The organism is Streptomyces sp. NPDC052043, from assembly GCF_044548235.1.
In the GTDB taxonomy this organism is placed as follows: Bacteria; Actinomycetota; Actinomycetes; order Streptomycetales; family Streptomycetaceae; genus Streptomyces.
The window spans coordinates 100,268-118,139 of record NZ_JBIUBT010000019.1; the positions used below are offsets into that span (position 1 = coordinate 100,268).

Here is a 17,872-nt window from a genome sequence, read left to right on the forward strand (position 1 = left end):
GGTCGGCCCGGTCCCCGGTCGACCCGGAACGTCCGCCGCCGGCCTCGCGCCACGCTCGGCGCCGCCTGTGGGTGCCGTCAAACCCGGGTTCCAGCCGCAGCCCGAACGCCGGCGGGTGCTGCTGGACCCCGCGGGGTGGCCCTCGGTTCCCACGCCGTGGTGGTCCGTACGTAGCCGTAGACCACTGAGGTCATCGCCAGCAGGAGCAGTGGTCCGTACACCCACGGATGTTCGGCCATCTCCAACGGCAGGAAGCGGTAGGACACCAGGAGCGCGGCGAAGACCGCTGCCCCGTAGGCGACCAGCCGGATCCCTGATCGATCCCAGCCGCGGTCGAACGACCGCAGAGCCGCCTCGACGGTGAGCGCGAACACCACACCGGCGATGAGATCCACGCCGTAGTGGTAGCCGAATCCCAGCGTCGCGACGAGGGTGGCGACCAGCCAGAACGTGCCCGCGTACCGCAGAACGCGTGGGCCCTTGCGGGAATGGACGAAGAGCGCGACAGCCCACGCCGTGTGCAGGCTGGGCATGCAGTTGCGCGGAGTGATCTCGTCGAAGGGCATGGGGAGCGGGACGTTGATCGGCGACGGCGTCTGTGGCCACAGGTCGGCCACCGCCCAGTGCCCGCTGGACGGAATGTCCGGCGACCACAGGCTGACCGTCGCCCAGTAGTCGGTACCGGTGCCGTAGGCGAAGATCGGTCCGACCACCGGGAAGATCATGTAGAAGGCCGGGCCGAGGAGGCCGATCACCAGGAAGGTGCGCACCAGGTGATGGCCCGGGAAGCGGCGCTCGACCGCCACGCCACGCAGTTGGTACAGCGCGACGACGACCGCGGCCACCGCGAGCTGGCCGTAGACGACGTCGAGGACGTTGAAGCCGACGGGTCCGGTGGCCGTGACCGCGCGACCCACCAGCCACGACGGATTGCCCAGTGCGTGATCGGCTGTCGCCACGTACTGGTCGAGCACCGCGGGGCGGGTCTTCGAGGTGATGAGCAGCCATGTGTCGCCGGTCTTGCGGCCGGTCACCAGCAGCAGGCCCAGTCCGACGCCCTTCAGCAGCAGGGCACGTTCCGGGCCGGTGCGGCGGGTGACGGCGATGACCGCGCAGCCCAGGATCACCCACAACGCACCGTTGCCGAAGGGGTGGCCGCCGGTCGTCTCGGCGCCCACCGCCCACCGGACCAGCGAGAAGGCGAGGTCGATGCCTATCGCGGCGGCCACCGCGATGCATCGTTGCCGCCAGGTGAGGACGACCATCATCAACGCCATGGCGGCGTACAACAGGCCGCCCGACTTGGGAGCGAACACCACCTCGCGCACCTGGTTGGTGATCGGCCCCGGCAGGCCGTAGCGACGCGCGGCGAACTCCAGCACGACGAGGAATCCGAGGGCCGCGACAGCCACCACGGCCCAGAGTCTCGCCCGTGGTCGGGGCAGGTCCGGTCGGGGTCTGCGCTGGGACGGAGCGGTCGCTTCGTCCCTCATCCCGATACGTCTGCCCATGCCCCGAGACACCTCGTACCCCCTCGGTCCGCCCCTGCACGCCACCCGTGCCCTTGGTGTGCCCTTCAGAGCGGACAGCCACAGTCGACAGCGGTGCCCCCCAGGCCCTCACGGGGAGGGAAGCACATGGGATCTACGCAGGTCAATAGGTGTGTTGGACACACAGGCACCGCCGCTTCCCCAGCTGAGGGCCCGGGCGCCGTCGCCGCGGGGCGGCCGTCGCGACTGCGCGCGGAGATTCGCCCACCGCCCGGGGTCTGCCGTCAGGTGCTGTGGAGCACTCACGAGAGCCCAGACCCTGCGGCTCACTCGATTCGATCGTTGGCACAGTTGATTCGATCGTATTGATCCGGCATCATGCCTGGAACAGCTGCACGGCTTGCCGTTCACGCAGGAGAGAGATACTTCATGGACGCGATCGACCCGGCCATGCTGCGGATGCCGCACGCCGAGCACCGCACGATCGACTTCTTCACCGAGGACGCCCTTCCGGCACCGCGGATGGCGCCGGCCGAGGCCGAGCGCGTCGCCGCTCAACACCTCGGGATCGACGCGCGTGCGGAGGGGCTGGGAAGCCAGCAGGACGCCAACTTCCTGCTGCGATCCGAGGACGGCACGGCCTCGGCGATTCTGAAGGTCGCCAACCCGGCCTTCGGCGCCCTGGAGGTCGAAGCCCAGGACACGGCAGCCGACCTGATCGCTTCGGCCCACCCGGAACTGCGCGTCGCCACCGTCCTGCGCCGCCCCGACGGCTCCCCGCGCTGCGCGACGGTGGACACCGAGAGCGGGCCGGCCGTCGCGCGGCTGCTGCGCTACCTGCCCGGTGGCCCGCTGTCGGGTCCACGGCACCTGTCCCCGAGCACGGTGGCGGCCATGGGCACGATCGCCGGAAAGGTCAGCACCGCCCTGCGCGACTTCCGCCACCCGGGGCTCGAGCGCGTTCTCCAGTGGGACCTGCGGCATGCCGACCGCGTCGTCGCCAAGCTCGCCGGGTACATCGACGAGCCCGACCGGCGCGCCGCCGTCCGGGCCGCGACCGCCGACGCCTGGGCACGCGTCCAGAAGGTTGCCGCCGTGCTGCCGTCGCAGGCGGTGCACCTGGACCTCACCGACGACAATCTGATCCGCTGCCCCGACGGCCGCCTGCCCATGCCCGACGGGGTCATCGACTTCGGTGACCTGACCATGAGCTGGGCGGTCGGCGAACTCGCCGTGTCGCTCTCCTCGATGCTCCACCACGACGGTGTCGAGCCCCATCACGTGCTGCCCGCCGTCCGCGCCTTCCACGCTGTGCGGCCGCTGTCCCCGGACGAGGCGGAGGCGTTGTGGCCGCTCGTGGTCCTGCGCGCCGCCGGCCTGGTCGCCAGCGGGCGGCAGCAGGCCGCCGTCGACGAGGACAACGCCTACGCCAAGGCCGCGCTCGACCGGGAATGGCGCATCTTCGAGCGGGCCACCCACCTGCCCCTTCCGGTGATGATCCACCTCGTCAAGGACGCGACCGGCCTCGCCGACGCGCCTGCTCGGGCCGACGCGCCGGCGCACGGCCTGCTGCGCGATCTCGCGGGCGACGACATCACCGTCCTCGACCTGTCCGCCGACGCCGACTCCATGGACGACGGGGCCTGGCTCGAAGCCGCCGCCGAGGACCGGCTGGCGGCCTCCGCGCTCACGGGCGGGGCAGCCGCGGTCGCCACCTGGTACGCCCAGGCACGGCTCACTCGGGCGCAGGCGTTGTCCGCCGTCTCCCCCGCCACGGTGCCCACCGGCGTCAACCTGTGGCTCGGCCGGACCGCGCTGATGCAGGCCCCCGCCGCCGGGAAGGTCCTCGCCGCGGCACCGGGCCGTGTGGAGATCACCTGCGGCCCGCAGGTGCTGACGCTGTCCTTCCCCCACGCGGTCCACCCGGTGGTCACCACCGGTGCGACGGTCCAGGCGGGCCAGGACATCGCCCACCTCCCCTCCGGAACCTCGGTCCACATCGCACTGCACACCGCCGACAGCCCCGCCGTGCCTCCCCTGGTCCGCCCCGAGTACGCGGCCGGATGGCTCGCGCTCACCGCCGACCCCGCTCCGCTCCTCGGCCTCCCGGCCACCGGCCGTACACCTCACGGGGACCTGCTCGACCGGCGTGACGCCGTGTTCGCGACCGTGCAGGAGCACTACTACGCCGACCCTCCCCGCATCGAGCGCGGTTGGCGTCACCATCTCCTGTCCACCGACGGTCGTTCGTACCTCGACATCGTCAACAACGTCACCCCGTTGGGACACGCCCACCCCCGCGTCGAGCAGGCGGTCTCCCGGCAGTTGCGGCGGCTCAACACCAACTCGCGGTTCCACTACGCCTCGGTGGTGGAGTTCACCGAGCGCCTCGCCGCCCTCCTTCCCGAGCCTCTGGACACGGTGTTCCTGGTCAACTCCGGTTCCGAGGCGGTGGATCTGGGCCTGAGGCTGGCCATCGGGGCCTCCGGCCTGCATGACGTCGTCGCCTTGCGCGAGGCGTACCACGGTTGGACGTACGCCTCCGACGCGGTCTCCACCTCGCTCCAGGACAACCCGAACGCCCTGGCGACCCGGCCGGGTTGGGTCCACACCGTGGACTCGCCCAACTCCTATCGCGGCCGGCACCGCGGCGCGGATGCCGCGCGCTATGCGCCCGAGGCCGTCGCCGTGATCGACGAGCTGGCCGCCTCCGGCCGACCGGCCGGAGCGTTCATCGGCGAGACCTTCTACGGCAACGCCGGAGGAGTCGCCCTGCCCGACGGCTATCTCGCCGAGGTGTACGCGGCGGTCCGCCGCCACGGCGGTCTGGCCGTCGCCGACGAGGTCCAGGTCGGCTACGGCCGCCTGGGACACTGGTTCTGGGGCTTCGAGCAGCAGCAGGTCGTCCCTGACATCGTCTGTGTCGCCAAGGCCATGGGCAACGGGCACCCCCTCGGCGCCGTCATCACGTCCAGGGCGGTGGCGGACCGGTACCGCGACCAGGGCTACTTCTTCTCCTCCACCGGCGGCAGCCCGGTCTCCAGCGTCGTGGGCCTCACCGTCCTGGACACCCTGCGCGACGAGGACCTCCAGGGCAACGCGGTGCGCGTCGGTGGCCGTCTGAAGAGCCGACTCGAAGCACTGGCCGACCGCTACGGCATCGTCGGCGCCGTCCACGGCTCGGGCCTCTACCTCGGCCTGGAACTCGTCCGGGACCGCGTCAGCCTGGAACCCGCCACGGAAGAGACCGCCGAACTCTGCGACCGCATGCTCGACCTCGGCGTCATCGTCCAGCCCACCGGAGACCACCTCAACATCCTGAAGATCAAGCCGCCGTTGTGCCTCGACACCAGCGCGGCCGACTTCTTCGTCGACATGCTGGACCGCGCCCTCGGCCAACTCGGCCACTGCCGCTGACGTCGGGCATCCGAAGGCCTGGGCGCCGGCGTGCGCGGCATCCGTCCGAGCCGCTGCACGCCGGCGCCCAAGCCCGCCGGTGACCGACCCGTCAGGCGAGGAAGAGGGAGAACATCCGGTACATGTGCGGGCACCCCGGCGTTCTCCCCCACCGCCTTGAGCATCTCCGCGTGCGGGCGTGTGTTCGCGCCTTCGCCGCGGTTCTGTGTGTCGTGGGACAGCATCCGCTGGAGCAGGTCGAGCGGGTCCTTGTCCGCCTCCGGTACCGCGGTCGCGGCCGCCGCCGGGCTCAGGGTCGCGCCGGTGAACAGGCCGGCACCCCCGAGGCCGGCGGCGCCGAGAGCGGCTGCTCCGACCCCACCAAGGAAGGTGCGTCGGCCGAGCTGCGCCAGGGGCACTGCGGACACGTCACGTGAATCGTTCATGCTCTCCTCCTTGTTGCGCAGGTGGCTTCGGCTCTGGCGGGATCCCGTCGACGCCTGGCACTGCATCCGCTGTCACGGCCGCGAACAGCGCATTAGCGTCTGGCCCGTGACTGTTCTCGCGCCGATACTGATCGGCACCGTGTACGCGTTCCTCATGTCGCTGCTCCGGGAACCCGCCAGGCGGCGACTCAACGCCGTCATGGTCGCCGGGGCCGGCGCCGCCTATCTCAGCAGCGGCAGTTTCGGGCCCTGGGAGTTCGTCTTCACCGCCGCGATCACCTACTGCGCCTACCGCGGCCTCGACTCGTACGTCTGGATCGGCATCGCCTGGCTGCTCCACGCGGCCTGGGACGTCCTGCACCATCTGCGAGGCGCTCCGATCATCCCGTTCGCGTCTCACTCGTCGCTCGGCTGCGCGATCTGCGACCCGGTGATCGCCCTCTGGTGTCTGCGGGGCGGGCCTTCCCTGCCGGCCCTGATCAGTTCCTGGTTCTCGCGGGGTCCCACGTCCACGACGGCCGCCGGGTCCGACGCCACGGGGGCGTAGGCGGGCGTAGACCGGTGGCCGCCGCCAGGTGGTACCGCAGGCCGGGGCGGCGACGCGCGGCTTGGTCGCCGGTTCGCCGGTCTGCCATCATGGGCGAAGCGGAACCTCGCTCCGCCAACGATACGGAACGACGTTCCGCTTGTGAGCCTCACGGAAGGAGCGTCGCAGTGAACGACCGCGGCCGGAGCACGGGAAGCCCGGACGGACCCAGGCGCAAGGACGCCCGACGCAACCAGCAGACCCTGCTGGACGCGGCCGCCACGGTCTTCGCCACCTCTGGCGTGGACGCACCGGTGCGCGACATCGCGGCGAAGGCCGGCGTCGGGATGGGCACGGTCTACCGCCACTTCCCCACCAGGGCGGACCTCGTCATCGCCGTCTTCCGTCACCAGGTCGACGCTTGTGCCGAAGCCGGGCCGGCCTTGCTGACGACCAGCCCGACGCCTCACGCCGCCCTCGAACGATGGGTCGACCTCTTCGTCGACTTCCTGGTCACCAAGCACGGCCTCGCGGCCGCGCTGCAGACGGACAACGCCGGCTTCGAGACGCTGCACGCCTACTTCCTCGACCGCCTCCTGCCGGTGTGCACCCAACTCCTCGACGCTGCCGCCGCCTCCGATGAGATCCACTCCGGCCTCGACGCCTACCAGTTCATGCGCGGCATCGGAAACCTCTGCATAGGCGCCGACAACGATCCTCGCTACGACGCGCGTCGACTGGTCACGCTCCTCGTCGCGGGACTGCGCCGGCCGTGCTGACCGTGGAACCCGCGGAGAGCGTGGAGGGCAGGGTCCTCGCCTGAACGACCCTTTTCCCCGCGGCCCCGCGGCGCGGAGTTGAACTCACTGGCCCGCGCCGGCCGGTCTTCCGGGAACGTCGATCCAGCGGGCGGCCGCGTCGAAGGTGTCGGCCGCGGTGCTGTTGAACGCGATCGCCGCGTCGGGAGCGTGTCGTCGAATCAGGTTGAGCACCTGCTCGAACAGTTCGAGTTGGTCCTCCGGCTTTCGCACACCACCGCCGACGACGACGCACTCCCAAGGTCGCGCAGCCAAGGCGGCGCTGACGACCGCCTCCACGTCGTCGCTGCCGTCGAGGCCGAACAGACACGTCTCCACGCCGACGCCGCGCTCGGCGAATCCGGCGATTCCCACCTGGATCGCGTCCGCTACCGGCTGGGGGTCCCAGGGCCCGGGAACCCGATACGGGTCGAGCCCGATCACGAGGACGCGAGGGGTCAGGGCCGTTGTGTCCACGCCTGGACCCTACGTCGCAGTGGCCGGAAGGCATAGTCAGGACCTGGATCCGTGTGTCACGCGGTGTGAGCGCCACCTCCTGATTCGCGTGCTGCTCGGGTCGCTCACCTGGACCCCTCTTCGCATCAGCCGCGCCGTGCGAGGGTGCTGAGGGTGTTGGCGGCCACGATGGCACCGATGCTCGTCCATTCCGTCCAGCCCAGGTTCTGGCCCAGACCGATCCAGCCGACGAGGGCGGCCAGGAGCGGGTTGACGCTCATGAAGAGTCCGAACGCCTGGGCGGGTACGCGGCGCAGGGTGAACAGGTCGGCGAGGTAGGGCACCGCCGAGGACAGCACGCCGGCCGCGACGGCACACCCGACGGCCGTGGCGGTCGGCGGCCGGTGCAGGACGAGGACGATGCCGACGGGCAGGAACATCAGCGCGGAGATCCCGGTCGCGGTGGCGGAGCCCTGCGCGCCCGGGATGCGGCGGCCGACGGTGCGGTTGAGGAGGATGTACGACGCCCAGCAGCACGCGGCCAGCAGGCCCAGGCCCATTCCCACGTAGTCGGCCGACGGCTGGGGGCGCATCAAGGTGACGACGCCCGTCGCGGCGATCACCGCACAGGCGGCGTCGACGCGGCGGCGTGCGGCGGCCAACGCGATGGTGAGCGGGCCGAGGAACTCCAGGGTGACCGCCAGGCCGAGGCCGATGCGGTCGATGGCCGTGTAGAGGGACAGGTTCATGGTCCCGAACACCACGGCCAGCCCCAGCACCGGCCACCACTGCGCCCGGCTGAAGTCCTGCGGGCGCGGTCGGCCGACGGCGAGGAGGACGATCGCGGCGACGTACTGGCGGACCGCGACGACGCCCACCGGGCCGAGAACGGGGAAGGCATGGGAGCCGATCGCGGCGCCGACCTGGTTCGACAGGCCGCTGCCGGCCATCGTGACCATCCCGGCCAGCCGCTCACCGGACGGCGCAGGGGTCGAGGGACCGGTGGAGGGGGCGGACGACAGGGCCGCCGTGACGGGTGCGTTACGCATGACGTGATGGTGCGGCTCGGCGGTGCATGCACAAAATGCGTCGACGGCACGATCCATACGCTTGAGTCATGGATGTGGAGCTGCGACAGTTGCGCTGTCTGGTGGCCATCGTGGACGAGGGCACCTTCACCGATGCCGCCGTGGTCCTGGGTGTCTCGCAGGCGGCGGTCTCCAGGACGCTGGCCTCGCTCGAACGTGCCCTGGGGGTGAGGCTGCTGCGGCGCACCTCGCGCGAAGTGGCGCCGACCGCGACCGGGTTGCGGGTGGTCGCGCAGGCCCGGCGGGTGCTCGGTGGGGTGGAGGACCTGGTGCGGGAGGCCACCTCGGGCCACAACACCCTGCGGATCGGCTACGCCTGGTCGGCGGTCGGCCGCCACACTCCCGCCTTCCAGCGCCGCTGGGCTCGGACGCACCCCGACACGGAGCTGCGCCTGATCCGTGTCAACTCCGCGACCGCCGGCCTGGCGGAGGGCGCCTGCGACCTCTCCGTCGTACGCAATCCCCTGGACGACCGCCGCTTCGACGGGGCCATCGTCGGCCTGGAACGACGCCTGTGTGCCCTGTCCGCCGAGGACCCGTTGGCCGCACGACGGTCCCTGCGCCTGGCCGACCTCAGTGAGCGCACCCTGCTGATCGACCGGCGCACCGGTACCACCACCCCCGAGTTGTGGCCGCCCGGCTCCCGCCCGGCCACGGAGGAGACCGGTGACATCGACGACTGGCTGACCGTGATCTCCAGTGGCCGCGGCGTCGGCATGACGGCGGAGTCCACCGCGCACCAGTACCCCCGGCCCGGCATCGTCTACCGGCCGGTCCGCGACGCCGAGCCCATCGCCGTACGCCTCACCTGGTGGCGGGACGACCCGCATCCGGCGACCCAGGCGGCGATCGAACTGCTCACCGCCCTCTACCGAGGCGACTGACCCCACGTCGGAAAGGGGTACGGGCCCGGAATCACCTGCGTCTCAGGTTTGTTTTGAGGGAGTCAAAGATCTTCTTATAATCTGCATCCGCATGTCCCCCACAGAGAGGTCCCCCGTGAACACGCTCCTCGGACGCCGGGTCCGCGTCCTGGCCGCCATCACCGCGACGGCCGGGGCGGTGCTCGTGGCAGGCTGCACGTCGAGCGGCAGCGGCGGCACGGCCAAGTCGGCCGCCGGCGGGGTCGACCTCGTCAAGGCGGGCCGGCTCACGACCTGCACGCATCTGCCGTACCCGCCCTTCCAGTCGGAGATCGACGGCAAGGTCCAGGGCTTCGACGTCTCCCTGATCGACCTGGTCGCCAAGGACCTCGGGGTGAAGCAGCAGATCCTCGACACGCCCTTCGAGAACTTCAAGACCGGCGCGTTCCTCAACTCCGGCCAGTGCGATCTGGCCGCCGCGGGCATGACCATCACCGCCGAGCGCAAGAAGAACGTCGACTTCTCCGACCCGTACTTCGACGCCACCCAGGCCGTGCTGGTCGACAAGAAGAGCGGCATCAGGTCCCTGGACGAGGTGAAGGCCAAGGGCAGGAAGCTCGGTGCCCAGGCGCAGACCACCGGGGAGGACTACGTGCGGGGTCAGGGCTTCGACCCCGTCTCCTTCGAGTCCTCCGACGCCGTCCTCAACGGCCTGCGCACCGGACAGGTCCAGGCGGTCGTCATCGACTACCCGGTGGTCCAGGGCTGGCTCAAGGACAAGGCCAACGCCGACGCCTTCGAGGTGGTCGGCAACCTCGACACCGGTGAGCAGTACGGCTTCACGGTGAAGAAGGGCAACTCCGAGCTCCTCGCCGCGGTCAACAAGGCGATCAAGGACGCGAAGGCCGACGGCACCTACCAGAAGCTGTACGAGCAGTGGATCGGCCCGTACACCCCGTCCGCCGCCTCACCGTCCGCCTCATGAGCGACACCACCGGCACCCCCGGCACCACCGGCACCCCCGGCACCACCGGCGCCGAAGCCCGGCCCCGCGGAAGGCGTCTGACGCGGAGCCGGCGGCGCACGCTCTCGCGCGGCGCCCAGTACGCCGTCTTCGTCGCCGCCGTGCTCGCCTTCGCGGCCACGGCCGACTGGGGCCGGCTGCAAAACCAGTTCGCGCAGGCGGACATCGCGTGGCAGATGTTCCCGGACGTCATCACCCTGGCGCTGAAGAACACCGTGCTGTTCACCGTGACCGGCTTCGTCGTCGGCCTGGTCCTCGGCATGGTCATCGCGCTGATGCGGCTGTCGTCCGTGGGCCCCTACCGCTGGGTCGCCGGGATCTACATCGAGATCTTCCGCGGTCTGCCCGCCCTGCTGATCTTCATCTTCGTCGGTGTGGCCGTGCCGCTGGCCTTTCCCGGCACGGAGATCATCGGGGGAACGTACGGCAAGGTGGCCCTCGCACTCGGACTGGTCTCGGCCGCGTACATGGCGGAGACGATCCGCGCGGGCATCCAGGCCGTGCCCAAGGGGCAGATGGAGGCGGCCCGTTCGCTGGGCTTCTCACCCGCCCGGGCGATGATCTCCATCATCGTTCCGCAGGCGTTCCGGATCATCCTCCCGCCGCTCACCAACGAACTCGTCCTGCTCTTCAAGGACTCCTCGCTGGTGCTGTTCCTCGGCGTCACGCTGGAGGAGCGCGAACTGTCCAAGTTCGGCCGGGACCTGGCCAGCCAGACCGCCAACTCCACCCCGATCCTGGTCGCGGGCCTGTGCTATCTGCTGGTCACGATCCCGCTCGGATTCGTGGTCCGCCGCATGGAGGCCAAGGCCCAGGGAGCCGTCAAGTGAGCACCGTCCCCGAGATACTCGTCCGCGGCCTGCACAAGTCCTTCGGGGACAACAAGGTGCTGCGCGGCATCGACCTGGAGATCGGCCAGGGCGAGGTGGTCTGTGTCATCGGCCCCTCAGGCTCCGGCAAGTCGACCCTGCTGCGCTGTGTGAACCTCCTGGAGGAGCCCACCGAGGGACAGGTCTTCGTCGGCGGCACCGAGGTGACCGACCCCGATGTGGACATCGACGCCGTACGCCGCCGTATCGGCATGGTGTTCCAGCAGTTCAACCTCTTCCCGCACCTCACGGTGACCGAGAACCTCACCCTGCCGCAGCGCCGGGTCCTCGGTCGGGGCAAGGCGCGGGCCGCGGAGGTCGCCGCCGAGAACCTGGAGCGCGTCGGCCTGTCCGAGAAGGCGGACGCCCATCCCTCCTCCCTCTCCGGCGGTCAGCAGCAGCGCGTCGCCATCGCCCGCGCGCTCGCCATGGGCCCCGAGGTGATGCTCTTCGACGAGCCGACCTCCGCGCTCGACCCCGAACTGGTGGGCGACGTCCTCGCCGTGATGCGCATGCTCGCCGACGAGGGCATGACGATGATGGTCGTCACCCATGAGATGAGCTTCGCGCGGGAGGTCGCGGACCGGGTCGTCTTCATGGACGGCGGGGGGATCGTCGAGGACGGCACACCGGACCGGGTCATCGGGAACCCTGCCCATGAACGCACCCGGCACTTTCTGTCCCGGCTCCTGAACCCCGCGAAAGCGCAGGTCGAGGAGGAGAGGGCGAGCCGGACGGGCCAGAGCGGCTAGCACCGGACCGAGGTGCGGTACCTGAACGAGCGCGCGGTGCCGCACCAGGTCAGGGGGACGGGGACGACATACGGGTGCCTGTGCGGGCGCGGAGCGCCTCCGCGGCCTCCCACTGCTCGGTGGTCAGGTAGGCCAGGGCGGCCGGGAAGACGCCGTCCTGCTCCTTGAGGATGTGCTGACGCAGCAGGTCGAGCGTCTCGATCAGTCGCCGCGGCCAGGTGGGATCGGCCAGGAACGGTCCGTCCGCCTCCGCCAGCACGGCGTCGACGCGCCGGTGCTCGCTTCGGAGTTCGGCCATCTGCTCGGGAAAGTCGGCGGCCAGGGCCGGGAACAGGCCCTGCTCCTCGACCTGGGTGTGCGGGCCGAGCAGGGCGGCGATCTCGCGGGCGACCTCCGCCATGCGGGCGACGTTGCCGCCGGCGTGGGCGTCGCGGACATGGCTGATGAGCGTCACGACCCTGTCATGTTCCCGGGTCAGCTCGTCGATCGCTTCCAGCGCCTGGCAGCCGCAGTACTCGCACATGATGTCTCCGTCCTTCCTGCTCGGTTCGCACGGGCCGCGGTAACCCAGCGGGTGACCGACTGGCGTACGCCGGTGCCGGTAAGGGTGACCGCCGCGGGGCGGGCTGCCCGAACGCGGCGACCTGACCGGAGTGGTGCTGCCGACGGATCGCTTGCACACCGCTCACCGCGGCCTCCGTACCGGATGTGTGCGGATCGTGCGTCCGACCGCCCGGGAGTCAGGGCAGACGTGACGGGCGGTCGGACGGTGACCGGTCCGGTCCGCGCGCGGCGCCCGCCGCGGGGGACGGGGGCGGAAACGGCCGTGCGGGCGCCTTGTTCGGTCGTACACGGGATACCTCCGGATCGGTCGGAAGCCAGCATTCGGCATCGGACGGTCCTGGTGCAGCGGCCGAAGAGCCCACGGACGTGGGCCGAGAGTCCCTCCGACGGCGCTTGCCGTCGCGGCCGGGCGTGCCGGTCACGCTCCAGGTCGCCTGTGTCGAATACGCTGCGGCGGCAGCCCTTTCACGTCAGCCCGGATGGCGCGGTTGCCTGATCCAGGAAGGGGCGTGGCATGAGGTCCCCAGGCGTGCGCCTACGGGAAATCACCGACGGCAACCGGGAGGCCGTTCGCGCCCTCCGCGTCCGCCGGGACCAGAAGCGATTCGTCGCCTCCGTGTCCAGCTCGCTCAAGGACGCGGCAAAGACGGCGGAGGCCAATCCCTGGTATCGGGCCGTGTATCGCGGCGACGAGCCGGTCGGCTTCGTGATGCTGTCGTGGAAGCCGCCGACCGGGCCTTTCAAAGGGCGGCACTTCCTCTGGCGCCTCCTCGTCGACAAGCGGTACCAGGGTCGAGGGATCGGCCGGGACGCACTCACGCAGATCGCCGACCTGGTGCGCGCGGACGGCGGTACCGAGCTGCTGACCAGCTACGAGACCGGAGAGGGCGAACCGCTGCCCTTCTATCGGAAGTTCGGGTTCGAGCCCACCGGGGAGATCTACGACGGCGAGATCGTCCTGCGGCTCACCTTGCCCACGGACGCCGGGGACGGATAAGGCCCAGGGGCCGGCTCGAAGGCGCTTCGCGTGTGGCGGAGCGCTCCGCTTGTCGGTCGAACGGGCTGGCCACAGGAGTGCGCAGGTCAGATCAGGTGGCGTAACTCCGGCGTAACATCCATGGGCGTAGCTTTTCACCCATGGGTGACACGGACGAGGGCGTCGGACGGGCATCAGGTGGTCGGCTGCGGCCAGCCGGCCCGCCGACCCGACGGATCCCTGCGGAGTGGGTGTCGTCAAGGCCGCGCGCCGAGCGGGCGCGCCAGCTGGCGGACGTGCTCCGGCAACGGATCACGGCGGGCATGTTCCCTGGCGGGGTGCTGCCGGACGAACGCCTCCTGGGCACACAGCTGGGCGCCTCGCGAAACGCGGTCCGGGAGGCGCTGGGCCTCCTGCGGGACGAAGGACTGATCTCCCGGCGACGCGGCGTGGGCACCACCGTGACGACGTCCAAGTACGGACACGGGCTGGACCGTCTGGCAGGCCTGGCCGAGACGCTGAACGGACACGGCACGGTCACCAACGAGGTCCGAGCCGCCGAAGTCGTCACCGACCCGCCGCCGGCGATCACCGAACGCCTGGAGCTTCCCGCCGGTACGGCCGTGCTGCATTTGGAGCGCTTGCGCCGCCTGGACGGAAGGCCCCTGTCACTGGACACCAGCCACCTTCCCGCAGAGGTCGGCCGCGGCGTCCTCCAGGGCGACCTGACCGGCCGGGACGTGTTCGCCCTGATCGAGGAGACCACGGGCTGCCTGCTGGGCCGCGCCGAAGTGACGGTGCACGCGGTCACCGCCGACCCCGACACCGCCGCGCTGCTGGAGATTCCCGTCGGGGCGGCGGTGTTCGCCATCGAACGTCTCACCCGGCTGTCCGACGGGCGGCCGGTCGACGTGGAGTCGCTGCGCATCCGGGCCGACCGGATGGCCCTGCACACCACCCTGCACCGCGAACGCCCCCTCCTCGCCGACTGAACGCCCGGCCCCGCGCGGACGCTTGCCGCAAGGACGCGCGACCGCAGTCCCTTCCCGACGGGAGATCACCATGGCTTCCTGCTGCCCGAGAACGTTCCACATCCGTGTCCGGGAGGTGCGATGACAGCCGACCTGTCCACGTCCGTGCTGGTGGCGTTGGGGCTCATCGGTCTCTGCGGCGGGATCGGGATCACCGCGCTCGGCCCGGGCGGGGTGCTCCCCACGGTCGGGCTGTTCGTCCTGACCGGTCTGTCCCCCGCCGAAGTGGCCGGCACCGCCATCGTCACGCACGTGGCCACCGGCGCGTTGGCCACCGCCGCCTACACCCGGTCCGGTCAGCTCCGCGAGCCCGCGACCCGCCGTACGGCGTTGCTGCTGGCCGGCACCGCGGTACTCGGCACCCCGGTCGGCGTCCTGCTCAACACCGAGGTGTCCCAGCGTGCCTTCGGCTTCGTGCTCGGGCTGTTCGTGGCCGCCGCCGCCGTCCTGGTGTGGTACCGCGAGCACTGCCGGCCCCCGGTCACACCGCCTTCCCATCCCTCGGCGACCGTTGTCGCCGGGCTCGGACTCGCGGTGTCCGCCGCCAGCGGCCTGGTGGGCATCGGGGGCCCCATGCTCACCGTGCCGCTGCTGGTCGCTCTCGGCGTCCCCGTGCTGGAATCCCTGGCCTCCGCACAGGCCCAGTCGATCGTCATCGCCGGCGTCGGAACGCTGGGATACCTCGCCCACGGCACCATCGACTGGCCCCTCGCGGCGGTGGTCGGCATCCCGGAACTGGCCGGAGTGCTGCTGGGCTGGAAGATCGCCCGATCACTTCCCACCCACCGACTGAAGAACGCCCTTGTCGTCACCCTGCTGGTGCTGGGCCCCTACCTCGCCCTGCACGGCTGACCACGGTCCCCCGGGGCACACGGCGCAGCTGTCGAGCAGTTCGGCGCCCGAGCCGAACGGGACGCACACCGGTGCGGTGTCGGCCACGGCGCGGTCGGCGCCGGTGCGGCACCAGGTCCTTGTCGCTGTCGAAACGGATCCGGTGCTTGCCGCCGGGCGGCGGCCCGTGCCGCGGAACGCCGGATACCGCGGTCGGCTTTCGGCCGACCCTGACGTGTGGACACACCATGGTGAAGGTATGGCGTCCGCCGGAAAGGCGGTTGCGACCGGAACACTGTCCCGGTACTTCACCCTCCCCCCACATGCGGACTTCGAACACTTTGTGACCGTACGGTCCAGCACGCTCGGGTGACCCTCCGGTAGCCGCGGCCGGATCGGCAAAGCCTTGATTGACCAGGACGCGTCACTCACGCAGGCTCGCCGGGTCACTGCTCAAGCGTTCGGCTCTCGCGGTCGACGCCAGGTTCTGGGGGGAACCATCACTCAGCACAGACATCCTCGAAGCGGGCGCGCATTCCTGCGCAACGCTCTGCTCGCACTCACCACGACAGCGGCACTCGCCGCGGGAGGTCTCGGCCGTGCGGAGGCGGCCGAGACCTCCGGCTCGACCGGCACCACACAAGTGGCCTACCAGGGGCACACGTTCACCGTGCCTGCGTCCTGGGACGTCGTGGATCTGCGGAAAAACCCGGACGCCTGCGTCCGGTTCGACCGGCCGGCCGTGTACCTGGGTGCGCCGGGCACCCGACAGGACTGCCCGGCAAAGGCGTTCGGCCGTACCCAGGCACTCCTGATCCAGCCCGCCGACCGGAGCAAAGCGGCCGGACGGACGCCGTGGGTCACGGAGGACCGCGTCTCCCGTCTGTACGAGGCCGCCGCCGACGGCATCGCCGTCACCGCGTCCTACGGCGAAGACCGGAAACTGATCCAGGACGTCCTGCGCAGCGCCTCCCTGCCGGTCGACGCCGCACGGCCGAAGGCACCCGTGCCGCGGCCCGCCCTGGCGGCGGCGCTTCCGGCCGACGCCACCTCCTTCCAGGGCAAGGGCTTCGACCGGTGCGCAGCACCGCCGTCCGGCCAGATGGATGCCTGGAAGGACGCCTCGCCCTACGGCGCCGTCGGCGTCTACATCGGCGGTGAGAACGCGGGGTGCGGTGTCACCGTCGACGCCGACTGGATGCGGGCGCAGTACGACAAGGGCTGGCGCTACTTCCCGATCTACGTCGGCCCGCAGGCCTCGGCCGACGCGGGCAGTTGCCAGGGCACCTGTTCCGTGATCGGCGACCCGGTGCCCGACGGTGCGGCGGCGGCCCGGGACGCGGTGAACCAGGCGGCGGGACTCGGCCTCGGCAAGGGCTCGGTCCTCTACTACAACATGGAGCACTACGACCCCGCCCACTCGGCGACGGCGGTGGCCTTCCTGCAGTCGTGGACCGCGACCCTCCACGAGCTGGACTACCGTTCCGGCGCCTACGGCAGCCTGTCGTCGCTCGCCACCGACCTGGTGAAGGCGGACGGCGGCGGCTACCGCCAGCCCGATGTCATCGACTTCGCGAGGTGGGACGACAGGGGCGTCACCGATGATCCCGACATCCCGGACCGGCTGTGGGCCAACCATCAGCGCATCAAGCAGTACTCGGGCGACGTCACGGAGACCTACGGCGGTGTGACGCTGGACCTCGACACCGACCAGCTCGACGTCGGCGAGGGCGTGGTCCAGCCGCCGCCGAAGAAGGACACCACGCTCACCTGGACCGGACCCGCCGGCGCCGCCAACGGCTCCCCGGTGGAACTGTCGGCCAGGCTCACCGAGAAGGACGGCGGCACACCCGTGGAAGGCCGCAAGGTCGCCTTCGCGCTCGGCACCGGGGACGGCGCCCAGACCTGCGAGGGGACGACGGACGCCAAGGGCGGCGCGGGCTGTACGGTCACCTCGGTCGATCAGCCGCTCGATGACGACGCCACGGCCCCGGTCACCGCCCAGTTCGCCGGTGACGACGCCTACAAGGCGTCCGACACCTCCGCCACGCTGAAGCTCCAGTACGTGACGGGGCGGGCCTTCGGCCTCTCCGCCGACGTACTGGCGCCGCTGCCCCTGTCCATCGCCCCGACCCCGGACACGGGCCGGGTACGCACCGCGGGCGCCGAGTCCAAGGCCCCGCCCTGCACGCGGAACATCAACGTCCTCGTGCTGACCGCCCAGGCGCCGTGCGCCGAGGTCACCACCACCGTCGGCCCGAACACCGCCTCCGCCACGGCGACCCTCGCGAAGGCGACCATCGGACTGCCCGGGCTGCCGGTCGTGAAGGTGTCGGGCGCCACCGCGACATCGACCAGCAACTGCACCGCGAGGAAGGGCTCCACCCGCCTCGACCTGAGCATCGCGGGAACCCCGGTCACCGTGCCGGACACCCCGAACCACACCATCGATCTGGGCGGAGCGAAGATCATCATCAACGAGCAGACGGAGACCGCCGACGGCCTCACCGTGAACGCGTTCCACCTGACCGCCCTCGGCGGCGTGGACATCGTCATCGCATCGAGTACGAGCGGCGCGCACAACTGCGTCTGACGCACCCCCGACAGCGACCGTCCCGGCACCGTCCGGGGACCGACGTTCGGCTTGACGACCGCTTCGACGGCCGTCACCAGGAACCGTCGGTCCTCCGGCCGGTGCCGTCGGGCTCACGAGCGCCGCCTTCGGCTTTCAGATGCTGGCCCGGTGTGCAACCGAGTGGTCGC

General features: G+C 70.9%; 16 protein-coding genes. 12 read left to right on the plus strand and 4 right to left on the minus strand.

Translation table 11 applies throughout. The features are described from left to right. Nucleotides 1-77: 77 nt before the first annotated feature. The gene (locus ACIHCX_RS34630) at nt 78-1,415 is read right to left on the minus strand and encodes a phosphatase PAP2 family protein (protein WP_400036706.1); all 1,338 of its coding nucleotides are present in this window, start codon (nt 1,413-1,415) and stop codon (nt 78-80) included. Nucleotides 1,416-1,919: 504 nt separating this feature from the next. Here ACIHCX_RS34630 and ACIHCX_RS34635 point away from each other — a divergent pair. The 4 genes from ACIHCX_RS34635 to ACIHCX_RS34650 all read left to right on the plus strand — a co-directional run bounded on the left by ACIHCX_RS34635 (nt 1,920) and on the right by ACIHCX_RS34650 (nt 6,637). After that, nucleotides 1,920-4,907, plus strand: a complete 2,988-nt coding sequence (locus tag ACIHCX_RS34635) for an aminotransferase (RefSeq protein ID WP_400036708.1) — start codon at nt 1,920-1,922, stop codon at nt 4,905-4,907. A 212-nt stretch (nt 4,908-5,119) separates the two neighbouring features. Next, on the plus strand, nt 5,120-5,323 hold the full coding sequence (locus tag ACIHCX_RS34640) for a hypothetical protein (RefSeq protein WP_400036710.1): 204 nt from the start codon (nt 5,120-5,122) through the stop codon (nt 5,321-5,323). 115 nt (nt 5,324-5,438) lie between these two features. Then, entirely contained in the window at nt 5,439-5,879 is a 441-nt protein-coding gene (locus ACIHCX_RS34645) for a DUF6010 family protein (protein WP_400036712.1), read from the plus strand. Nucleotides 5,880-6,046: 167 nt separating this feature from the next. Beyond that, nucleotides 6,047-6,637: a TetR/AcrR family transcriptional regulator gene (locus tag ACIHCX_RS34650; protein WP_400036714.1), complete on the plus strand. Its 591-nt coding sequence runs from the start codon at nt 6,047-6,049 to the stop codon at nt 6,635-6,637. Between the two features lie 84 nt (nt 6,638-6,721). Here the strand turns inward: ACIHCX_RS34650 and ACIHCX_RS34655 are convergent, their stop codons facing one another. Both ACIHCX_RS34655 and ACIHCX_RS34660 read right to left on the minus strand, forming a co-directional pair. Further along, nucleotides 6,722-7,132 (minus strand): hypothetical protein, encoded by a 411-nt coding sequence (locus tag ACIHCX_RS34655; protein ID WP_400036716.1) that lies wholly within the window; start codon nt 7,130-7,132, stop codon nt 6,722-6,724. A gap of 125 nt (nt 7,133-7,257) precedes the next feature. Further along, entirely contained in the window at nt 7,258-8,160 is a 903-nt protein-coding gene (locus ACIHCX_RS34660) for an EamA family transporter (protein ID WP_400036718.1), read from the minus strand. Between the two features lie 68 nt (nt 8,161-8,228). On the opposite strand from ACIHCX_RS34660, the gene ACIHCX_RS34665 reads away from it, so the two are divergent. The 4 genes from ACIHCX_RS34665 to ACIHCX_RS34680 all read left to right on the plus strand — a co-directional run bounded on the left by ACIHCX_RS34665 (nt 8,229) and on the right by ACIHCX_RS34680 (nt 11,707). Beyond that, complete coding sequence (locus tag ACIHCX_RS34665; protein ID WP_400036720.1) at nt 8,229-9,083, plus strand: LysR family transcriptional regulator; 855 nt, start codon at nt 8,229-8,231, stop codon at nt 9,081-9,083. Nucleotides 9,084-9,198: 115 nt separating this feature from the next. After that, a complete protein-coding gene (locus ACIHCX_RS34670; protein ID WP_400036790.1) occupies nt 9,199-10,047 on the plus strand; it encodes a transporter substrate-binding domain-containing protein in 849 nt (282 codons plus the stop codon). After that, on the plus strand, nt 10,044-10,916 hold the full coding sequence (locus tag ACIHCX_RS34675) for an amino acid ABC transporter permease (protein ID WP_400036722.1): 873 nt from the start codon (nt 10,044-10,046) through the stop codon (nt 10,914-10,916). The genes ACIHCX_RS34670 and ACIHCX_RS34675 overlap by 4 nt, the downstream gene beginning before the upstream one ends. Further along, the gene (locus ACIHCX_RS34680) at nt 10,913-11,707 is read left to right on the plus strand and encodes an amino acid ABC transporter ATP-binding protein (protein WP_400036725.1); all 795 of its coding nucleotides are present in this window, start codon (nt 10,913-10,915) and stop codon (nt 11,705-11,707) included. The genes ACIHCX_RS34675 and ACIHCX_RS34680 overlap by 4 nt, the downstream gene beginning before the upstream one ends. A 49-nt stretch (nt 11,708-11,756) precedes the next feature. Here the strand turns inward: ACIHCX_RS34680 and ACIHCX_RS34685 are convergent, their stop codons facing one another. Continuing rightward, nucleotides 11,757-12,230, minus strand: coding sequence for a hemerythrin domain-containing protein (locus tag ACIHCX_RS34685; protein ID WP_400036727.1), 474 nt, complete (start codon nt 12,228-12,230; stop codon nt 11,757-11,759). 555 nt (nt 12,231-12,785) lie between these two features. Here ACIHCX_RS34685 and ACIHCX_RS34690 point away from each other — a divergent pair. From ACIHCX_RS34690 to ACIHCX_RS34705, 4 genes are all read left to right on the plus strand, one after another. Beyond that, nucleotides 12,786-13,268, plus strand: a complete 483-nt coding sequence (locus tag ACIHCX_RS34690) for a GNAT family N-acetyltransferase (protein WP_400036729.1) — start codon at nt 12,786-12,788, stop codon at nt 13,266-13,268. A gap of 230 nt (nt 13,269-13,498) precedes the next feature. Then, nucleotides 13,499-14,239, plus strand: coding sequence for a GntR family transcriptional regulator (locus ACIHCX_RS34695; protein ID WP_400036732.1), 741 nt, complete (start codon nt 13,499-13,501; stop codon nt 14,237-14,239). 120 nt (nt 14,240-14,359) lie between these two features. After that, a complete protein-coding gene (locus ACIHCX_RS34700) occupies nt 14,360-15,130 on the plus strand; it encodes a sulfite exporter TauE/SafE family protein (protein WP_400036734.1) in 771 nt (256 codons plus the stop codon). A gap of 649 nt (nt 15,131-15,779) precedes the next feature. Further along, the gene (locus ACIHCX_RS34705; RefSeq protein WP_400036736.1) at nt 15,780-17,702 is read left to right on the plus strand and encodes a choice-of-anchor P family protein; all 1,923 of its coding nucleotides are present in this window, start codon (nt 15,780-15,782) and stop codon (nt 17,700-17,702) included. Nucleotides 17,703-17,872: the final 170 nt, after the last annotated feature.